Here is an 18599-nt window from a genome sequence, read left to right on the forward strand (position 1 = left end):
CGCGCCCCCGCACCTGGACGTGCTCGTGGTCGGGCCGGCGGGACCCGGTGGACCCACCGCTACCCCGGCGCCCGCTCCGACAGCGACCTGGTGATCGGCTCCCGAGCGCGCCGTGAGGTAGGCCACTGCGGCCGACGACGGCCGGGCCCCGACCCAACACTTAGCATCGAGCAAGTTTCCCGTCCGTCGACGCCCGGGGCCCGGGCGGCTGGAGGCAGCGGTGGCGCCCGACCCGACCGATCGGGACCGGATGCGCTACGCGTGGCGCGTGCTCTCGGTGGTCAGCACGGCCAGCATCGCGTTCGCACTGGGCACCAGCGCGCTCAACGTCGCCCTGCCCGACGTCGTGCGGGCCTTCGACGCGAGCGCCGCGGCCGCCGGCTGGATGCTGCTGTCGTTCATGTTGGCCAACACCGTGCTGATGGTGGTCTTCGGCCGGCTGGCCGACATGTTCGGCAGGCGCGCGATGTACCTGTGGGGCCTGGCCACCTACACCGGCTCCAGCCTGGCGCTGGGCTTCGCCCCCGACGAGTGGTGGATCGTCGGGCTGCGGGTCGTGCAGGCGGCGGGCGGGGCGATGCTGCTGGCCAACAGCGCCGCCCTGCTGACCGACGCCTTCCCCCGCCACCAGCTCGGCCGCGGCATGGGCGTCTACATCGCCTCGTTCTCGGTGGCCCAGCTGGTCGGGCCGACGCTGGGCGGCTTCCTGTCGCACCGCTTCGGCTGGCAGTGGGTGTTCTGGTTCAGCGTCCCGCTCGGGCTGGCCTGCCTGGTGTGGGGGGTCTTCGCCCTGCGCCGCGCCCCCGTCGCCCAGCGGGAGCGCGGGCTGGACCTGCCGGGCAACCTGCTGGTGCTGGTGTCGCTGGGCGGGCTGCTGCTGGGGCTGTCGCAGGTCTCCGACCACGGCTGGACCGCGCCCGTCGTGCTGGTCGGGATCGCCCTGTTCGTGCTGCTGCTGCCGGTGTTCGTGCTGGTGGAGAGGCGCAGCAGGCAGCCGGTCGTGGACATGGGGCTGTTCGCCGACCGGGTGTTCAGCCTCGGGCTGACCGCGTCGTTCCTGAGCACGGTCGCGCGCATGGCGGTGGTGCTGCTGGTCGCGCTGTTCTACCAGGCCGCGCACGGCGAGGACCCGGTCACCGCCGGATTGCGGGTGCTGCCGATGTCGGCGGCCATGATGGTCGTCGCGGCGAGCTCGGGGCTGCTGCACCGGTGGCTCGACGCCCACCGCGCCGCCGCGCTGGGCACCGCGGTCAGCACCGCGGGCCTGCTGCTGCTGACCGTGAGCGTCTCGGCGTCGGGCGGGTACGCGGCGGTCTGCGTCGCCCTGGTCCTGCTGGGCGTCGGCTCGGGCCTGTTAGTGCCGGCCAACACCACCGCCCTGCTCGACGAGCTACCGGCCGACCGGGTGGGGATCGTCAACGCCATGCGCCTGATGGTGATCAACACCGCGATCGTGCTGACCACGGCGCTGGCGCTCACCTCGGTCACCAGCACGCTGCCCGCGGCGCTGCGCCCCGCCGTCTTCGCCGGCACGCTCGCGGACGTGGCACCCGGGGCGGTCGAGCAGCTGGTGGCGGGCTACCGGATCACCCTCGGCGGGATGGCCGTCGTCTCGGCCCTGTCGATCCTGGCCGTGCTCGGCGCGCGGCGCTCGGCCCGGTCCCGGCGCACCGCCGCGGCACCCGCCCCGGCTCACCTCGCCGGTTCGGTGCTGAAGTCGTCCCAGTCGACGCGGCGGGTCATCTCCCAGTAGTCCACGATCCGCCAGGGCAGCGTGCAGACCACCCGCCCGGCGGGGTTGCGGTACCAGTTGCGCATGCCGGGGTGGGTCCAGATCATCCGCTCGTGGGCGGCGTCCTGGCGGGCGGCGTAGTCGGCGTGCGCCTCCGGGCGGCACTCGACCGCCCCGATCCCCCGCTCGGCCATCGTGACCAGCGCCTCGACGATGTAGCGGACCTGGCACTCGGCGATGGTGATGTAGCTGCCGCCGTGCCCGAGCACCGTGCCCGGCCCGCAGGTCAGGAACAGGTTCGGGAAGCCGGCGACGGTGATCCCGAGGTGCGCGTCGGCGTCGTCGGGGCCCCACAGCTCCCGCAGCGAGGCGCCGCCGCGGCCCCGGACGTCGAGCGGGTGCAGCTGCTTGTGCGTCTCGAAGCCGGTGCAGAGCACCACGACGTCGGCCTCGACCTCGGTGCCGTCGGCGCCGCGCACGCCGGTGGACGTGATCGCCGCGACGGGCTCGGTGAGCAGGGTGACGTCGTCGCGGCGCAGCGCGGCGTACCAGCCGTTGTCCAGCAGCATCCGCTTGCCGAAGGGCGGGTAGTCGGGCAGCGCCTTGGCCACCAGGTCGTCGCGGCCGGCCAGCTCGGACTCCAGGTAGCGGGTGAAGACCCGCCGGTGGGCGTCGTTGACCGCGTTGACCGACCGCTGCGGGTGCTCCCACTCCGGGTCGACCTGCAGGGTGGGGTGCACCCGGTCGTTGAAGTTCCAGGCCAGCCGGGTGCGGTACCAGCGCCGGTAGAACGGGACGTGCTCCATCAGCAGCCGCACGTGCTCGTCGATCGGGCTGAAGTAGACGCTGTTGGGCGCCGCCCACTGCGGCGACCGCTGGAAGATCGTCACCTGGGCGGCGGTGCCGGCCACCGCGGGCACGATCTGCATCGCGCTGGCCCCGGTGCCGATCACGGCCAGCCGCTTGCCGGTGAGGTCGAGGTCGGCGGGCCAGCGCGCGGAGTGGAAGATCGGGCCGCGGAACCCGGCCATCCCGGGCAGGTCGGGGACCTTGGGCCGGTTCAGCTGGCCGACCGCGGTGATCACCGCGTGGGCCTCGATCCGCTCGCCGTCGGTGGTGCGCACCGTCCAGCGCTGGCGCGCCGCGTCGTACTCGGCCCCGGCGGCCTCGACCCCGAACCGGATGCGCCCGCGCAGGTCATGGCGCTCGGCGACGTCGCGCAGGTAGGCCAGCACCTCGTCGCGCTTGCCGAAGTGGGTCGACCACTGCCGCGGCGCGAACGAGTAGGAGTACAGGTGGCTCGGGGTGTCGACCCCCGCTCCCGGATAGGCGTTCTCCAACCAGGTGCCGCCCACGTCGTCGTTCTTCTCCAGCACGACGTGCTCGATCCCGGCCTCGTGCAGCCGGATCGCGGCGAGCATGCCCGAGACCCCGGCGCCGATCACGACCACCCGCAGGCCCGACCCGGTGACCGGGCGGACCGGCTCGGGCGGGCGGAAGCCCATGTCCTCCGCGGTCATGGCGGCGTACTCGGCGGGCACCGGCTCGCCAACCGCCAGGCTCATCAGCTCGACCAGCGCCTCGCCGGTCGGGGCGGCGACCGCCGGTTCCCGGCCCGCCGACCAGGCCAGCACCGCCTCGAGCGCGGCCGCCCGGATCTCGGCGCGGACCCCGTCGGGGAAGCCGCCGTCGTCGTTGTCGTCCATGCCGCGGCTGCGCCCGGGGCGGTAGGGCTCGGCGAGCCAGCGCCGGTCGCCGGTGAGCTGGTGCAGGACCGGCACCAGCGAGGGCAGGTTGGCGTGCTCCAGCGCCCCGGCGAGCGCGTCGCGGTCCGGCGGCGATCCGGGGACGGGCTCGGTCAGGGCGTCGGTGCTCATCCCCCCAAGCTAACCGCCGTTAGGCGACGACGGAAGGAGCGTATTGACGTCCGTCGCGATCACCCCCATCCTTCCCAGGCTCGACCTAACCGCGGACAGGGGAGGACAGCGATGGAGCTGACCGAGGCCATGCGCACCACCGGCACCTGCCGGTACTTCCGGCCCGACCCCGTGCCCGACGAGGTGCTGCACCGCGCGTTCGACGCGGCCCGGTTCGGCCCGCAGGGCGGCAACCGCCAGCCCGTGCGCTGGGTCGTGGTGCGCGACCCCGCGAACAGGAAGGCGCTCGCCGACCTCTACCTCCCGCTGTGGAAGGCCTACTTCGACGGCATCTCCGCGGGAAGCGTCAACGTCGCAACCCTGCCGCGGACGGTCCGCGACGCCGACCACTTCGCCGAGCACATGGCCGAGGTCCCGGCGATCGTGGTGGCCTGCGCCGAGCTCGACGGGCTGCACCCGACCGACACCGAGCTGGGCAGGCTGTCCGTGGTGGGCGGCGGGTCGATCTACCCGACGGTGCAGAACCTCTGCCTCGCACTGCGTGACCAGGGCGTCGGGACGGCGTTCACCACGCTGCTCTGCATCACCGAGCCCGCGGTCCGCGAGCTGCTGGCGATCCCGGAGGGCTTCATCACCGCCGGTCACATCGCCGTCGGGTACCCGGAGCGGCCGTTCCCGCGCAAGCTCAGCCGCTCGCCGGTCGAGGACATCGTCTTCGCCGAGACGTTCGAGCGCCCCTACTTCCCCACCCCCACCCCGACCGGCGGCTGAGCCGGTGGCGCGCGAGGGATGGGCGGGCACCGGCGGCCAGTACCGGGCCCCGGTCGCCCGGGCGACGATCGGCGACCAGCTCCGCAGGCACGCCCGCACGCAGCCGGGCAAGCTCGCCGTCGTGGCGTACGCGCCGGACCGCTCGGAGGTCACCTACGGCGAGCTCGACCGGCTCGCCAACCGCTACGCCCACCTGCTGCGGGCCCGCGGCGTGGGCCGGGGCGACGTCGTCTCGGCGATGGGCCGCAACAGCGTCGCGATGATCGCCGCCTACTACGGCGCGCTGAAGGTCGGCGCCGCGTTCAGCGCGGTGAACGTGCTGCTCGGGGCGCGCGAGATCGGGGAGCAGCTCGAGCACGCGCAGCCGGAGATCGTGCTCGCCGACGCCGAGTTCGCCGACCGGCTCGCCCAGGCGGGCGCCACCCCGGTCGCCCTGGGCCCCGAGCTGGACGCGGAGCTGGCCGGGCTGCCCGACACCGAGCCCGACGCCGAGGTCGACGAGGACGACGTGGCGATGCTGGTCTACACCAGCGGCACCGAGGCCGCGGCCAAGGGCGTGCTGATCCCGCACCGCAACTACCTGATCTCCACCGCGCCCGCGTGGAGCTGGGGCCTGCAGACCGGCCCGGACGACACGTGGCTGTTCGTGATGCCGTTCTTCACCATCGCCGGTCTCGGGTCGATGACCACGCTGACCCTGATGGGCGCCACGATCGTGCTGCCCTCCACGGTCGACCCGGCCACCGCGCTGGGGATCATCGCCCGCGAGCGGGTCACGGTGATCGCCCAGACCCCGACGTTCTACCTCGGGCTGGCCGCCCAGCCCGGCTTCGGCGCCGATGCCGTCGGGGCGGTGCGCCGGTGCATGACCTACGGCGGCCAGGTGGCGCCCGCGGCGGTCGAGGCGTGGGCCGCGGCCGCGCCGGAGGCGCGGTGGGGCACCTACTGGGGGCAGTCCGAGCTGTCCCAGCTCGGCACGGTCGGCTGGTTCGCCACGCTCGACGACATCCCCGGCGGCGACCCGTCGTGGATCGGCAAGCCGGTCACCCACCTGGAGGTCCGGGTGGTCGACGACGACGGCCAGGACGCCGAGGTCGGCGAGCTGATCTGCCGCTCGCCGTCGGTGATGCTGGGCTACCACCGCGCGCCGGAGAAGACCGAGGCGGTGCTGCGCGACGGGTGGCTGCACACCGGCGACATCGTGCGCGTCGACGCCGAGGGCAACCTGTTCTTCCACGACCGGCTCACCGACATGATCAAGTCCGGCGGGATGAACGTGTCCTCGCAGGAGGTCGAGCGGGTCCTGCACAGCCACCCCGAGGTGCTGCGCGCCGCGGTGGTGGGCCGCCGCGACGACTACTGGTCCGAGGCCGTCACCGCGTTCGTGGTCCCCCGCCCCGGCGCGGACCCGGACCCGGCCGCGGTGATCGCGTTCTGCCGCGAGCACCTCGCCGCGTTCAAGGCGCCCAAGGCGGTGCACGTCGTGGCGGAGCTGCCGGTCGACGCGCAGGGCAAGGTCCTCAAGCGCGAGCTGCGGGCGGTCGAGCTGCCGGCATGAGCGAGCCTGCGAGCGAATCATCGGCACAGCGCGCCGCCGAGCCGATCGCCACGCGCCGGATGGGTCGCGGCCGGCGCGAGGAGATCGTGCACGCCGCGGCGCGCACCTTCGCCCGCGACGGCTACGCCGCGGTCGGCATGCGCGACGTCGCCGAGGCCGTCGGCATCCGCGGCGCGAGCCTGTACCACCACTTCGGGTCCAAGGAGGAGATCCTCTACGCGATCTGCCTGACCGTCACCCAGGAGCCCAACGAGCTGAACCTGCCCCTGCTCGACGCCCCGGGCACGCCCGCGCAGCGGGTGGCCGCGCTGGTGCGCGGGCACCTGGAGCACCTGCACCGCAGGCGCGTGGAGCACCTCGTCGGGCTGCACGAGCTGGCCGCGCTGACCCCGGAGCACCGGGCGGTCGTCGACGACCACCGGCGCTACTACCAGCGCCGGGTCCGCGACGTCGTGGCGGCCGGGGTGCGCGCGGGCGAGTTCGACGTGCCCGACGCCCGGCTGGCCGCGTTCGCGATCTGCGACGCGCTCAACGGCATCAGCAACTGGTTCCACGACGACGGCGAGCTCGGCCTGGAGGCCGTGGTGGTCGGCTACGTCGACCTGGTCGTCGGGCGGATGCTCGGCGCGGGCCGCACCGGCGCCACGGCGTGACGCCGGCGCCCGGGGACGCGGCGGCGGCGAGATCACGGTAGGTGTGAGGGCATGACGACCACCATGCGCGCGATCGGCGTCCGGAGCCCGGGCGGTCCGGAGGTCCTGGAGACCGTCGAGCTGCCGGTGCCCGAGCCCGGCCCGGGCGAGGTCCGCATCCGCACCACCGCCGCCGCGGTCAACCCCACCGACACCGTCTTCCGCCAGGTCGGAGCGCGCCCCGAGGAGGGCCTGGCGCCGCCGTGGGTGCCGGGCATGGAGCTGGCCGGGGTGGTCGACGCGGTCGGCGCGGGCGTCGAGTGGGGGCTCGGGCGGCGGGTGATGGCCATCGTCACGCCGCGCCGCCCGCTCGGCGGCGCCTACGCCGAGCGGGTGGTCGTCGCGGCCGACGCGGTCGCCGCGGTGCCCGACGCGATCAGCGACGCCGAGGCCGCGACGCTGCCGATGAACGGGCTCACCGTGGCGTCCGCGCTGCACCACATGGCCCTGCCGCAGGGCGCCGTGCTGGGCGTCACCGGGGCCGCGGGCGCGGTCGGCGGCTACGCGATCGAGCTGGGCCGGGTCGCCGGGCTGCGGGTCGTCGCCGACTCCGCCGAGCGCGACCGCGACCTGGTCGCCGGGCTCGGCGCCGACGTGGTCGTGCCCGCCTCCCGCGACGCCGCCGCCGAGGTGGCCGCGTTCCGCGAGGCCGTACCCGAGGGCGTCGACGGGCTGGTCGACGCCGCGGTACTGGACGCCGCCGCGCTGGGCATCGTCCGCGACGGCGGGGTGCTGGCCACGGTGCGGTTCTGGTCGGGGCCGACCGAGCGGGACATCCGCGTGCACCCGGTGAAGGTGCGCGACCACCTGCACGACGGCGACGGCATCGCCCGGCTCGCCGAGCTGGTGCTGGCCGGTCAGCTGACGCTGCGCGTCGCCGACGAGCTGCCCGCCGAGCGGGCCGCCGAGGCGCACCGCAGGCTGGAGGCGGGCGGGGTGCGCGGGCGGCTCGTGCTCACGTTCTGACCCGTCGTCCTCCGGCAGCGCCGGTCAGACCCCCGACGCCCGCCGCTCGTCGACGACGGTGGTCGACCGGCGCCGCGAGGAGCCCCCGCCGCCGGGGTCGAAGGCGACGGCGAGCCGGACCCGGTAGGCGACCACCACCCCGTCCTCGATCACCAGGTCCTGCTTGACCACCTCCGCGGACTGCAGCCCCGCCACCGTGCGGGCCACGTCGGCCACCGCGGCGCGCCCGGCCGCCTCCCACGACTCCGCGCTCGTGCCGACGACCTCGGTGACGCGCACCATCCTCACCTGAGCTCCACGCCCTTCTCGCCACGTCCCGGGCGCACCCGGGGCCACTCGCCGCACGCCCATCGCCCACTCCCCCACAACGACCCGCCGCTCGCCGGGGCGCGCCCGCGCCGGCTCACGCCGAGCCGGCCCGTCGGGCGGTGCTCCCCCCGCGGTCCTGGAAGCGGCCGACGACCATGCGCACGACCTCGCCCACGACCGCGTCGTCGACGGCGTAGATCTGGTGCCTGCCCTGGCGCCGCGCCCGCACCAGGCCCCCCAGCTTCAGCTTGGCCAGGTGCTGGCTCACCGCGGCCACCGGTTGACCGAGATCGGCGGCGAGGGTGCCGACGTCGCGCGGGCCCGCCGAGAGCAGCCACATGATCTGCAGCCGCGCGGTCGCGCTCAGCAGCCCGAACACCGACGCGACGTCGTGCAGCACGGGGGGCTCCAGCACCGGGACGGGAGCCGGTGCGAGCGCCGGTTCGACTTCGGGCACGGCTCTCCTTCCGCGATGGGATGAAGTTTCCAACACTTGCGTCAGTTGCGCAAGTGATACCGTCGATTCGCGGGCGCGCACCGGCGGTCCGCTGACGAGCGCGGGAGGGGCCGGATGGGCGACCGGCACGAGTCGACCTCCGCGCACGCCCAGGCGCCCCCGTCACCCCGCCCGGCGGTCGACGCCGAGGACCTGGCCGAGGCCCCACCGCTGGTGGTCCTGCGCCGAACGCTCAGCTCCCTCAAGGGCCTCGACGAGGCCGACGCGGAGCGGCGGCTGGCCCGCCACGGCGACAACGCCCCGACCCCCACCCGCGACCCCGGCCTGGGCGCCCACCTGCGCACGGCGGTCGGCAGCCCGTTCGCCGGGATGCTGCTCGTGCTGGGCGCGATCCTGGCGGTGGTCGGCAACGCGCCCGGCGCGGTGGTCGTCCTGGTCGTCGCGGCGTGCAGCATCGCGCTGCGGCTGGCCGAGCAGCTGCGCTCGCGGCGGGTGCTGCAGACCCTGCGCTCGCACACCACCACCACCGCGCTGGTGCGCCGCCGCATCGGCGACGGGCCGACCCGCCGGCGCGAGATCCCGGTGGCCGACCTCGTCCCCGGCGACGTGCTGCAGCTGGCCGCAGGCGACCTCATCCCCGCCGACGTGCGCCTGCTCACCTGCGCCGACCTGCTGGTCGACCAGTCGGTGCTGACCGGCGAGCTCCTCCCGGTCGCCAAGCACGCCCCCGGCCACGACGCGCCGGTGCCGTCCCGGCCGGTCGAGCCCACCGGGTCCGGCGACCCCGCCGACCTGCCCACCATCGGCTTCGCCGGCACCACCGTCGTCCGCGGCACCGCGACCGCGGTCGTCCTGGCCACCGGCGACCGGACCCGGCTGCACGCCCCGGCGCGCGCAGGCGCCCGGACCCGCAGCGCCGCCGAGTCCGCCGTGCGCGCCACCACCTGGGACCTGCTGCGGTTCATGGTCGTGCTGGTGCCGGTGGTGCTGCTGGTCAACGGCACCCTCACCGGCGACTGGGCCACCGCGACGACCTTCGCCGTCGCGGTGGCCGTCGGGCTGGCCCCCGAGCTGCTGCCCATCATCGTCACCACGACCCTGGCCCGCGGCGCCCGCCGGCTGCGCGCGGCGGGCGTGCTGGTCTCCCGGCTCGAGGCCATCCACGACCTCGGCGGCATCGACGTGCTCTGCATGGACAAGACCGGCACCCTCACCGAGGGCCGCGTCGTCTACACCCACGCCGTCGACATCGGCTCGCGCCCCGACCCCGGCGTCGCCCGGCACGCCTTCCTGGCCGCGCACTTCCAGACCGTGCCCGCCGACCCCCTCGACGACGCGCTGGGCGGGCTGCTCGACGACGCCGACACCCTGCTCAGCGACGCCGTGTACGACCTGGTCGACGAGCTGCCCTTCGACCACCGGCGCCGACGCAGCACCCTGGTCCTGCACGACGCCCTGACCCGGCCCGACGACCCGCTGCTGCTGGTCACCAAGGGCGACCCGGACACCCTGCTGCCGCTGTGCACCGAGGTGCTGTCCGAGGGGCGCACCGTCGCGTTCGACGACGACCTGCGCCGGCGGGCCCGGGCCTGCCTGGACGAGCACCGCAGCCAGGGCATGCGGGTGCTCGCCGTGGCCCGCCGCCGGGTCGATCGGCACGCGGCCCGCGACGGGGTGGCGGGGTTGGAGCGGGAGCTGACGCTGCTGGGCTTCGTGGGCTTCGTCGACCCGGTCCGCGACGGCGCCGCCGCGGCCGTCGCGCGCGCGGCCGAGCTCGGCGTCGCGGTCAAGGTGCTCACCGGCGACGCGCCGCAGGTCGCCGCGCGGGTCTGCGCGGCAGCCGGGATCACCCTCCCGTCCCCGCGCACCGCCCCGGGGCGGACGATCCTGGGCCGCGACATCGACGAGCTGGACGACGACGAGCTCGGCGCGGTCGTCGAGGGGGCCGCCCTGTTCGCGGCCCTGCGCCCGCACCACAAGGCCCGGCTGGTCGCCGCGCTGCACGGGCGGGGCCGCTCGGTCGGGTTCGTCGGCGACGGCGTCAACGACGTCGACGCGCTGCGCGCCGCCGACGTCGGCATCGGGCTCGCCGACGGCGCCGAGGCCGCCCGGGCCGCGGCCGACCTCGTCGTCCTGCGCGGCGACCTCGGCGTCGTCGCCACCGGGATCGAGGAGGGCAGGCGCACCCTCACCGCCGCCACCCGCTACAGCACCATCACCGCCGGGCTCAACCTCGGCAACGCCGCGTCGATGACGCTGGCCGGCACGTTCCTGCCGTTCCTGCCGCTGCTGCCGGTGCAGCTCATCCTGCAGAACCTGCTCTACAACGCCGTCGCGCTGGCCATCCCCCACGACCGGGTCGACCCGGCGCAGCTGCGCCGCCCGCACCGCTGGCGCCACCGCGGCCTGCTGCGGTTCATGCTCCTGCTCGGCGCCCTGAGCACCGCGTTCGACCTGCTCACCTTCCTCGTGGTGTGGACCGTCCTCGGCATGGACACCCCCGCCGAGCAGCAGGTGTTCCAGGCGGTCTGGTTCCTCGAGGGCATCCTGTCCCAGGTGCTGGTGCTGCTGGTCCTGCGCCCGCGCGGCGCGCGCCCGTCGGCGGCGCTCTGGGGGGTCGCGGCGGTCGTCGCCGCGGTGGCGCTGGCCCTGCCCGCCACCCCGTTCGCGGCCGCGGTCGACATGACCGCGATCCCCCCGGCCGCGCTGGCCTGGCTCGCGCTCATCGTGGCCGGGTACCTGGTCGCGGTCCGCGCGCTCGTGCCCGCCTACGTGCGGTGCACGTCGCCCTCCACCCCACCGGAGCCGCACGGGGCGGTCCGGGGAACGACAAGGGAGTAGACAATGCTGCTGACCATCCTGGGCTGGATCCTCTTCGGCCTGATCGCCGGCTTCATCGCCCGCGCGATCGTGCCGGGCAAGGACGACATCGGCCTCCTTCGCACCATCGTGCTCGGCGTCGTCGGCTCGGTCGTGGGCGGTTTCCTGTTCGGCCTGCTGACCGGCGGCCTGCGCGGCTTCGAGCCGGCCGGTTGGATCGGCTCGATCATCGGCGCGGTCATCGTGCTGGTGATCTACAACCGGGTCACCGGGCGCAAGTCCCGCGCCTAGTCCGGAGGCGGTGGCCGCCCGGCGCGCAGGTCGAGGAGGTACGCGGCGGTGAGCGCGACGGCGCGGTCCTCGTCGTCCACCAGGGCGGCGAGGGCGCGTGACGTCGTGGCCCCCGGGATGTCGGCGAGCGCCTGGGTCAGCCGTCGACGCGCGGACGGCGCGGTGGTGGCGTCGGCCAGGAGGTCGACCAGGCCGGTGGCGATCCGGTCGGCCAGCGCGGGATCCCCGGCCAGCGCGGCCAGCGCGTCGGCCGCGTCGACGTCGTTGGCCTCCTCGACGACCATGTCGACGAGCGTCGGGACCGCGTCGGCCACGCCGCGCGTCCCGAGCGCCAGGGCCGCGCACCGGCGGACCACGACGTCGGGGTTCGCGAGGGCGTCGCGCAGCACGGCGGTCGCCTCGGCGCCCGGGATCTCCACGATGGTCTGGACGGCGCGCCGGCGCACGTCGGCCGCCGCGGCGTCGAGGCCCTCGGCCAGCAGCGCCAGCCCGCCGTCGCCGGAGCGCGCCAGGGCCCACCGCAGGGCTCCGGCGACGTTCGGGTCCGCCTCGCTCAGCGCCGCCTCGACCAGGGCCTCCACCGGGGCGTGCGGACCGGAGGACAGGGCCGCGCGCTGGCGCTTCCCGGCGCTCTCCGACCCCAGCGCGTGCAGGAGCGCGACGACGTCGAGGACGTCCTCCCACCCCTCGGGCTCGGCGGCGCCGATCCGGCTCAGCCGCGTGAGCAGCTCGGTCTCCCGCGCGATGCGCTCGCGCGTGCGGCGCACGAGGTCGTCGACGAGGTCCGAGGGCGTGAAGCCGGGATCGTCCAGCGCGCTGCCGACCTCGCGCAGCGACAGCCCCAGCGACCGCAGGCTCTCGATGTGGAAGATCCGCCGGATGTCCTCGGGGGAGTACTCGCGGTAGCCGGCCCCGGTCCGGCCCGTCGGCCGGACCAGGCCCAGCGACTCGTAGTGGCGGAGCATGCGGGCGCTGACCCCGGAGCGCCGAGCCACGTCACCGATCAGCACGGCATCACCCCTCCCGGCCCGGCGGGCCGAGGGCGACGGCACGCTTCGCCTCCTCGACCGCGAGCTCGAACCCGGAGTCCGGGTCGCGCAGCAGTCGCTCGGTGGCCGCCGCGTGCCGGCGCACGCGGGGGTCGGGATCGGCCGCCGCGGCGCACAGGATCGGCACGATCGCGTCCCCGAGCGCGATCAGCGCCCGGCTCAGGCTCAGCTGCACCTCGCGCCCGCCGCGCCCGAACTGCGTCGCCAGCACCGCGGCCAGTCCGGGTTCGGCGCCGTCGGGCACGAGCACGACCGCGGCCCGCCAGGCGCTGCGCGCCACCTCGTCGTCGGCGTCGGTCAGCAGCTCCCGGGTGATCGCCGGCCATGCCCGCCGGTCCGCGATCTTGGACAGCGTGTGCAGCGCCTGGCTGCGGGCCTGCGCACGCCGCGAGCCGAGCTCGTCGACCAGCTTCGGGACCGTCGACGCCGGCGGGTGGCGGGTGAGCGCCCAGGTGAGCACCTCGCGCACGGAGAACTCGGGCTCGACCGCGCACCGCTCGACGAGCCCGTCGACCGTCCGCGGGTCCGGGCTCGTGCCGATCGCCATCGCCGCCCGCAGCCGCACCGACGAGCTCTCGCTCCGCAGGCCCTCGAGGGCCCGCAGCGTGTTCTGGTCCGCTTCCGTCGCGGTCATCGCCGACCACCTCCTCGGCCACAGTGAAGGCCTTGCCACTGTGTCAAGGTCAAGCGAGGCCCGCGTGCCGCGCGATTCGTCCCACTCGCTAGGCCGGCACGACCATCGGCGTCCCGGCGACCGGGTCGGGCACGACGACGCAGGCCATGCCGAAGACCTTCGCGACCAGCTCCGCCGTGACGACATCCCCCGGCGCCCCCTCGGCGACGATCGCGCCGTCGGCCATCGCGATGACGTGGTCGCAGAAGCGGCAGGCGAGGTTGAGGTCGTGCATGACGACGACGATGGTCTTGTCGGCGTCGGTGTTGAGCCTGCGCAGCAGCCGCAGCAGCTCGACCTGGTGGTTGATGTCGAGGTAGGTGGTGGGTTCGTCGAGCAGCAGCAGGTCGGTGTCCTGGGCCAGGGCCATGGCGACCCACACGCGCTGGCGCTGGCCGCCGGAGAGCTCGCGGATGGGGCGGTCGACGAGGTCGGTGGTGCCGGTGGCGTCCAGGGCGCGGGCCACCGCGTCCTGGTCGTCGTCGGTCCACCGGCGGAACCAGCCCTGGTGCGGGTAGCGACCGCGGGAGACGAGGTCGGCGACGGTGATGCCGTCGGGGGCGACCGGGGTCTGCGGGAGCAGGCCGAGGACCTTGGCGATGTCGAGGGTGCGCAGGTCGGCCAGCGCGGTGCCGTCGAGGTGCACGGCGCCCGCGCGGGGCAGCAGCAGCCGGGCCAGGCCGCGCAGCAGCGTCGACTTGCCGCAGGCGTTGGCGCCCACGATCGCGGTGACCTTCCCGTCGAGGATGTCGACGTCGAGGCCGCTGACGACCGCCCGGTCGTCGTAGCCCAGGGTCAGGTCCTGTGCGCGCAGCCGGGTCATCCGCCCGCTCCTCGCCGGTTCGTGGTGGCCAGCAGCCACAGCAGGTACGGGGCGCCGACGGCACCGGTGACGACGCCGGTCGGCAAGGGGGACGCCAGCAGGTGCACGGCGACGAGGTCGGCCGTGAGCAGCAGGGCCGCGCCGACGAGCGCGGCCGCCGGGATGCCGCCGGCCGCCGGTCCGAGCAGCCGGTCGGCCACCGGGCCGGCGACGAGCGCGACGAAGATGATCGGACCGGCCGCCGCGACGGCCAGGGCCACCAGCACCACGGCCGTGGCGAGCAGGGCGGCCCGGCTGAGCTCGGTGCGGTTGCCCAGCGCGCGGGCCGCGTCGTCGCCGAGCTCGAGCGCCCGCAGCTGTCGCTGCAGCAGCAGCGCGGTGGGCAGCAGGAGCACCAGCGCGCCCAGCAGCAGGCGCAGCTCCTCGGGGCCGGCCTGCCCGACCGACCCCGTCAGCCAGTGCATCGCCTGGCGGGCCTCGAACAGCTGGGCCCGGCTGAGCACGTAGCCGGTGAGGCCGTCGAAGAAGATCAGCACGCCGATGCCGATCAGGATGAAGCGGTAGCCGCTGACGCCGTCGCGCCAGGCCAGCACGTACATCAGCAGGGCCGCGAGCAGGGCGCCGCCGAGCGCGAACCCGCTGACGGCGAGCCCGCCCGCCTGCAGGAACACGATCCCGCTGACGGCGGCCAGCCCGGCGCCGGAGGTGACGCCGACGAAGTCGGGCGAGGCGAGTGGGTTGCGCAGCAGCTGCTGGAAGATCGTCCCGGAGGCGCCGAGGGCCAGCCCGACCGCGAGTGCGGTGGTCGCCGTGGGCAGCCGCAGGTCGCGGACGATGAAGTCGACGGCGGGGTCCTCGCGCAGGTGCAGCACCGACACGACGACCTCGACGGCGGTGAGCCCGAAGCTGCCGACCATCATGGTGACCACGAACAGGGCCGCCGCGACGGCGGCCAGCGCGGTGGTCACCACCGCCGCGCGCCTGGTGCGGCGCCGCCGGGTGGCGCGCAGCGCGGCCTGCGCCCCGACCGTCGGCGACGGGGCGGAGAACGTCGTGGTGGGCATCGTGGCGCTCACACCTCCGCCAGCCGCGCGTAGCGGACGATCCCGACGAACACCGGGGCCCCGAGGACCCCCAGCACCACACCGACCTGCAGCTCCCCGGGAGCCCCGACGACCCGGCCGAGCACGTCGGCCAGCAGCAGCACCAGCGGGGCGAGCAGCATGGAGTAGGGCAGGATCCACCGGTAGTCGGGGCCGCACAGGAACCGGGCGACGTGCGGCACGACGAGCCCGACGAACACGATCGGGCCGCAGGCCGCGGTGGCCGCCCCGGCCAGCACCGCGACCACGGCGAACGCGGCGGCCCGGGTGCGCCCGACGCGCTGGCCGAGGCCGCGGGCGGTGTCGTCGCCGAGCGCGAGCCCGTTCAACACGCGCCCGAAGGCCAGCGACGCGACCAGCCCGACGATCAGGAACGGCGCGACGCCGACCAGGATCGGCGCGTAGCGCCCGGCGAGCGATCCGACCTGCCAGAACCGCAGCTCGTTGAGCGCGTCGACGTTCGTCATGACGATCCCGGTGGTGACCGAGCCGAAGCCGGCGGTGGCCGCCGCGCCGGCCAGCGCCAGCTTGACCGGGGTGGCGCCCTCGCGACCCAGCGACGCGGTCGCGTAGACCAGCACGATCGCCAGGATCGCGCCGGCGAAGGCGAACCACACGTACACGCCCACGCCCCGCACGCCCAGCACGGTGATGGCGAAGACGACGAAGGCGGCCGCGGCCTGGTTGACGCCCATGATCCCGGCGTCGGCGAGGGGGTTGCGGGTGACGCCCTGCAGGACGGCCCCCGCGACGCCGAGCGCCGCGCCGGCCAGGATGCCGAGCAGCGTGCGGGGCACGCGCAGGTCGAGGGTCACCGTGCTGGTGATGGTGCCGTCGCTCTGCAGGCTGCCCAGCGCGGCGAGCACCTCCGCGAGGCCGATCGAGCGCGAGCCCAACGTGACGCTGAGGAAGGCGACGAACGCGAGCGCGGCGCACAGCACGACGAGCCCCGGCGCGAGCGCCGTCGCCCGCCGTGCGGTGCGGTCCGCGGTGGCGCGGGTGGCGGTGGTCCTCACCCGGGGATCAGGCGCCGATGTTCGCGTCCGCGGCCTCCACGGCCGCGGTCAGCAGGTCCAGCTCGGTGGCGAAGTCGCCGTAGGTGTGCAGCCAGTACGCCGGCCAGGCCACCACGGACCCGGCCCGGGCCGCCTGGATCTGGAACCAGGTGGGCTGCTTGGCGCCCCACTCGGCGTTGGCGGTGGGGGTGAACGAGCGCCCGTCCCACAGGATCACGTCGGGCTGGTACTTGTCGGCGTTCTCCCAGCTGAGGTTCTCCCAGTAGGGGAAGGCGGGGTCGGGGCTGTCCGGGTTGATCACCTGCAGCCCCCAGCTCTGCAGGTCCAGCAGCTCGGGCGCGTACTCGGGGTTGGCCACGTACACCTGGTCGTCGGCGGGCGACATCGCCAGTACGGTCAGGCCGGGCTTGGCCGCGACGGCCGCCTTGAACCGGGCGACGGCCTCGTCGAAGCGCTGCTTGTTCGCCGCGATCCGCGGGTCGTCGACCTTCGCCCCCAGGCTCACGGCCAGGTCCTCGTAGCCCTCGGCCAGCTCGACGATCGACTTGCCCTGCGAGACGCCGACGACGGGAGCCAGCTCGGCGAGCTTCTTGCTCTTCTCGTCGACGCCCTCCTCCAGGCCGGAGTGCGCCTTCTCGGCGGGCCACCAGTCGCCGACGATCAGGTCCGGCCGCAGCGAGGCCGCCTTCTCCACGTCGATCTTGCCCCACTCCTCGCCCAGGATCTCGATGCCGTCGAGGTCGAGGTCCTTGAGGTTCGGGTCGGTGGCGACCGGCTCGTCGGCGTAGATGCCGACCGGCCGGATGCCGAACGACATCAGCGCGTTCGCCTCGCCGGCGTGCGCGATGATCCGCGTCGGCGTCCTCTCCGCCGTCACCACCTGGCCGGAGCCGTCGGTGAACGACCAGGGCCCGGACGACCCGGCGGGGGTACCGGAGGAGGGGGCCTCGGCACCGCAGCCGGCGAGCACCGCGCTCAGAGCCGCAGCAGCCAGGAGCGAACGCCACACGCGCATGGTGGGTTTCCGTTCTCACGTCAGGTGGGGGTGAGCCGAGGACTCAGCAGTTAGGGCAGGCTAACCAGAGCTGACGGTCTTGGCTAGGGGCCGTGATCCGGCGCACTCGATCTCCGTCCCCCGCACCGCCCCGGCGACGGTAGGTTCCGGCGGTGAGCAGCAGCACCGGGCCGGGCGCGCTGTGGGAGCGGGCGCTCGCCGACGTCATCGACGCGGGCCACCTCGTCGTCGCCGAGCGGCTCTCGGCGGTGCTCGACGACGCGGTCGGGCCGCTGGGGCTCGACGCCGAGCTGCTCGTGGCCGACACCGCGCAGCGCGTCCTGATCCCGCTGCACCCCGAGCCCCGGGAGCCCGTCGACATCGGCGCCACCGTCCCCGGGCGGGCCTACCAGTACGGCGACATCCTGGAGGGCACCGCCGAGGACGGCGGGTGCACGGTGTGGATCCCGGTGCTCGACGGCATGGACCGCCTCGGCGTGCTGCGCATCGGCCTCGACGCGCGCCCGGTCCCGCGGATCGACGGCGTGCGCGACGACCCGCTCCTGCACCGGCGGCTCTGGACGCTGGCCGGGCTGGCCGGGCACGTCCTCGCGGCGAAGTCCGTCTACAGCGACCGGGTGCGGCGCAGGCGCAGCCGCGGCCCGATCTCCGCGCCGTCGGAGCTGCTCTGGCAGATGATGCTGCCGCGGACCGCGGCGACCGAGCGCCTCGTCGTGTCCGCGGTGCTCGAACCCCACCGCGACGTCGCGGGCGACGCCTACGACTACAGCGTCGAGGGCGACCGCGTCGACCTCGCGGTGTTCGACGCCGCGGGGCACGACCTGCGCGCAGGCACCACCGCCGCCCTCGCGGTCACCGGCACCCGCAACGCGCGCCGCGACGGCGAGCGCGACCTGCGCGCCGTGGCCGACCGGGCGCACGCCCTCATCGCCACCCAGCCCGGTCCCCCGCGGTTCGCCACCGCGGTGCTGGCCGCGCTGGACACCGCCTCCGGGGTGCTGGAGTACCTCAACGCGGGCCACGTGCCCCCGCTGCTGGTCCGCCGGGGCAAGGTCGTCAAGGAGCTGTCGGGGCCGCACCGCGTGCCGCTCGGGGTCGCCACGCGCGCGTCGGACGGGCTGCCCCCGGTGCGCGTGGCCCGCGAGCAGCTCGAACCCGGCGACCAGCTGCTGATGTACTCCGACGGCGTCACCGAGGCCCGCGACGCGCACGGCGCGTTCTTCGGCGAGGACCGCCTCGTCGAGCTGACCGAGCGCGCCGCCGCCGACCGCCTGCCCGCCCCCGAGACGCTGCGCAGGCTCGCGATCGCCGTGCTCGACCACCAGGACGGCAGGCTGCAGGACGACGCCACGCTGCTGCTGGTGGAGTGGTCGCACACCGCCCACCTGCGCATGATCCCGAGCTTCACCGACGGCTGAGGCCCCCACCCGGCCCGCGGCGCGTGATC

At 75.1% G+C, this 18599-nt stretch carries 17 protein-coding genes; 8 read left to right on the forward strand and 9 right to left on the reverse strand.

The annotated features are described in order from the left end of the window. Positions 1 to 220 precede the first annotated feature (220 nt). Positions 221 to 1753, forward strand: coding sequence for an MFS transporter (locus KDL28_RS10385; protein ID WP_252437249.1), 1533 nt, complete (start codon positions 221 to 223; stop codon positions 1751 to 1753). Here KDL28_RS10385 and KDL28_RS10390 read toward each other — a convergent pair. Next, a complete protein-coding gene (locus KDL28_RS10390) occupies positions 1693 to 3609 on the reverse strand; it encodes a flavin-containing monooxygenase (RefSeq protein WP_252437250.1) in 1917 nt (638 codons plus the stop codon). The genes KDL28_RS10385 and KDL28_RS10390 overlap by 61 nt on opposite strands. Positions 3610 to 3720: 111 nt before the next feature. Here KDL28_RS10390 and KDL28_RS10395 point away from each other — a divergent pair, with 111 nt between their 5' ends. From KDL28_RS10395 to KDL28_RS10410, 4 genes are read left to right on the forward strand one after another with little or no spacing between them, the layout of a single operon-like run. Continuing rightward, on the forward strand, positions 3721 to 4380 hold the full coding sequence (locus KDL28_RS10395; RefSeq protein WP_252437251.1) for a nitroreductase family protein: 660 nt from the start codon (positions 3721 to 3723) through the stop codon (positions 4378 to 4380). 4 nt (positions 4381 to 4384) lie between these two features. Then, positions 4385 to 5938, forward strand: a complete 1554-nt coding sequence (locus tag KDL28_RS10400) for a class I adenylate-forming enzyme family protein (RefSeq protein WP_252437252.1) — start codon at positions 4385 to 4387, stop codon at positions 5936 to 5938. Beyond that, positions 5935 to 6591 carry a TetR/AcrR family transcriptional regulator gene (locus tag KDL28_RS10405; RefSeq protein WP_252437253.1) on the forward strand — a complete coding sequence of 219 codons (657 nt, stop codon included), beginning with the start codon at positions 5935 to 5937 and terminating at the stop codon, positions 6589 to 6591. Before KDL28_RS10400 ends, KDL28_RS10405 begins: the two co-directional genes overlap by 4 nt. 51 nt (positions 6592 to 6642) lie before the next feature. Then, the gene (locus KDL28_RS10410; protein WP_252437254.1) at positions 6643 to 7596 is read left to right on the forward strand and encodes an alcohol dehydrogenase catalytic domain-containing protein; all 954 of its coding nucleotides are present in this window, start codon (positions 6643 to 6645) and stop codon (positions 7594 to 7596) included. Between the two features lie 24 nt (positions 7597 to 7620). On the opposite strand, the gene KDL28_RS10415 is transcribed toward KDL28_RS10410, so the two are convergent. Beyond that, the gene (locus tag KDL28_RS10415) at positions 7621 to 7878 is read right to left on the reverse strand and encodes a dodecin family protein (RefSeq protein ID WP_252437310.1); all 258 of its coding nucleotides are present in this window, start codon (positions 7876 to 7878) and stop codon (positions 7621 to 7623) included. 121 nt (positions 7879 to 7999) lie between these two features. Beyond that, positions 8000 to 8362, reverse strand: a complete 363-nt coding sequence (locus KDL28_RS10420; RefSeq protein WP_252437255.1) for an ArsR/SmtB family transcription factor — start codon at positions 8360 to 8362, stop codon at positions 8000 to 8002. 114 nt (positions 8363 to 8476) lie between these two features. On the opposite strand from KDL28_RS10420, the gene mgtA reads away from it, so the two are divergent. Next, positions 8477 to 11203, forward strand: coding sequence for a magnesium-translocating P-type ATPase (mgtA, locus tag KDL28_RS10425; protein WP_305882194.1), 2727 nt, complete (start codon positions 8477 to 8479; stop codon positions 11201 to 11203). A 3-nt stretch (positions 11204 to 11206) separates the two neighbouring features. Further along, positions 11207 to 11473 (forward strand): GlsB/YeaQ/YmgE family stress response membrane protein, encoded by a 267-nt coding sequence (locus KDL28_RS10430; RefSeq protein ID WP_252437256.1) that lies wholly within the window; start codon positions 11207 to 11209, stop codon positions 11471 to 11473. On the opposite strand, the gene KDL28_RS10435 is transcribed toward KDL28_RS10430, so the two are convergent. From KDL28_RS10435 to KDL28_RS10460, 6 genes are all read right to left on the reverse strand, one after another. Then, positions 11470 to 12483 carry a MerR family transcriptional regulator gene (locus KDL28_RS10435; RefSeq protein ID WP_252437257.1) on the reverse strand — a complete coding sequence of 338 codons (1014 nt, stop codon included), beginning with the start codon at positions 12481 to 12483 and terminating at the stop codon, positions 11470 to 11472. The two genes, KDL28_RS10430 and KDL28_RS10435, sit on opposite strands and share 4 nt — an antisense overlap. 4 nt (positions 12484 to 12487) lie before the next feature. After that, positions 12488 to 13156 (reverse strand): HEAT repeat domain-containing protein, encoded by a 669-nt coding sequence (locus tag KDL28_RS10440; protein ID WP_252437258.1) that lies wholly within the window; start codon positions 13154 to 13156, stop codon positions 12488 to 12490. An 88-nt stretch (positions 13157 to 13244) separates the two neighbouring features. After that, positions 13245 to 14018, reverse strand: a complete 774-nt coding sequence (locus KDL28_RS10445; protein ID WP_252437259.1) for an ABC transporter ATP-binding protein — start codon at positions 14016 to 14018, stop codon at positions 13245 to 13247. Further along, positions 14015 to 15082 (reverse strand): FecCD family ABC transporter permease, encoded by a 1068-nt coding sequence (locus tag KDL28_RS10450; protein ID WP_252437261.1) that lies wholly within the window; start codon positions 15080 to 15082, stop codon positions 14015 to 14017. The genes KDL28_RS10445 and KDL28_RS10450 overlap by 4 nt, the downstream gene beginning before the upstream one ends. A gap of 8 nt (positions 15083 to 15090) precedes the next feature. Beyond that, positions 15091 to 16137 carry a FecCD family ABC transporter permease gene (locus tag KDL28_RS10455; RefSeq protein WP_252437262.1) on the reverse strand — a complete coding sequence of 349 codons (1047 nt, stop codon included), beginning with the start codon at positions 16135 to 16137 and terminating at the stop codon, positions 15091 to 15093. 7 nt (positions 16138 to 16144) lie between these two features. Next, positions 16145 to 17152 (reverse strand): ABC transporter substrate-binding protein, encoded by a 1008-nt coding sequence (locus KDL28_RS10460; protein WP_252437265.1) that lies wholly within the window; start codon positions 17150 to 17152, stop codon positions 16145 to 16147. A 152-nt stretch (positions 17153 to 17304) separates the two neighbouring features. Here KDL28_RS10460 and KDL28_RS41445 point away from each other — a divergent pair, with 152 nt between their 5' ends. Further along, positions 17305 to 18570 carry a PP2C family protein-serine/threonine phosphatase gene (locus tag KDL28_RS41445; RefSeq protein ID WP_252437266.1) on the forward strand — a complete coding sequence of 422 codons (1266 nt, stop codon included), beginning with the start codon at positions 17305 to 17307 and terminating at the stop codon, positions 18568 to 18570. Positions 18571 to 18599 lie beyond the last annotated feature (29 nt).

Source organism: Pseudonocardia humida, assembly GCF_023898865.1.
In the GTDB taxonomy this organism is placed as follows: Bacteria; Actinomycetota; Actinomycetes; order Mycobacteriales; family Pseudonocardiaceae; genus Pseudonocardia; species Pseudonocardia humida.

Coding starts and splice junctions, on each gene's coding strand:
- KDL28_RS10445 (WP_252437259.1), bottom strand. CDS start 14,018: ATGACCCGGCTGCGCGCACAGGACCTGACCCTGGGCTACGACGACCGG.
- KDL28_RS10410 (WP_252437254.1), top strand. CDS start 6,643: ATGACGACCACCATGCGCGCGATCGGCGTCCGGAGCCCGGGCGGTCCG.
- KDL28_RS10450 (WP_252437261.1), bottom strand. CDS start 15,082: ATGCCCACCACGACGTTCTCCGCCCCGTCGCCGACGGTCGGGGCGCAG.
- KDL28_RS10415 (WP_252437310.1), bottom strand. CDS start 7,878: ATGGTGCGCGTCACCGAGGTCGTCGGCACGAGCGCGGAGTCGTGGGAG.
- mgtA (WP_305882194.1), top strand. CDS start 8,477: ATGGGCGACCGGCACGAGTCGACCTCCGCGCACGCCCAGGCGCCCCCG.
- KDL28_RS10390 (WP_252437250.1), bottom strand. CDS start 3,609: ATGAGCACCGACGCCCTGACCGAGCCCGTCCCCGGATCGCCGCCGGAC.
- KDL28_RS10395 (WP_252437251.1), top strand. CDS start 3,721: ATGGAGCTGACCGAGGCCATGCGCACCACCGGCACCTGCCGGTACTTC.
- KDL28_RS10430 (WP_252437256.1), top strand. CDS start 11,207: ATGCTGCTGACCATCCTGGGCTGGATCCTCTTCGGCCTGATCGCCGGC.
- KDL28_RS10405 (WP_252437253.1), top strand. CDS start 5,935: ATGAGCGAGCCTGCGAGCGAATCATCGGCACAGCGCGCCGCCGAGCCG.
- KDL28_RS10460 (WP_252437265.1), bottom strand. CDS start 17,152: ATGCGCGTGTGGCGTTCGCTCCTGGCTGCTGCGGCTCTGAGCGCGGTG.
- KDL28_RS10440 (WP_252437258.1), bottom strand. CDS start 13,156: ATGACCGCGACGGAAGCGGACCAGAACACGCTGCGGGCCCTCGAGGGC.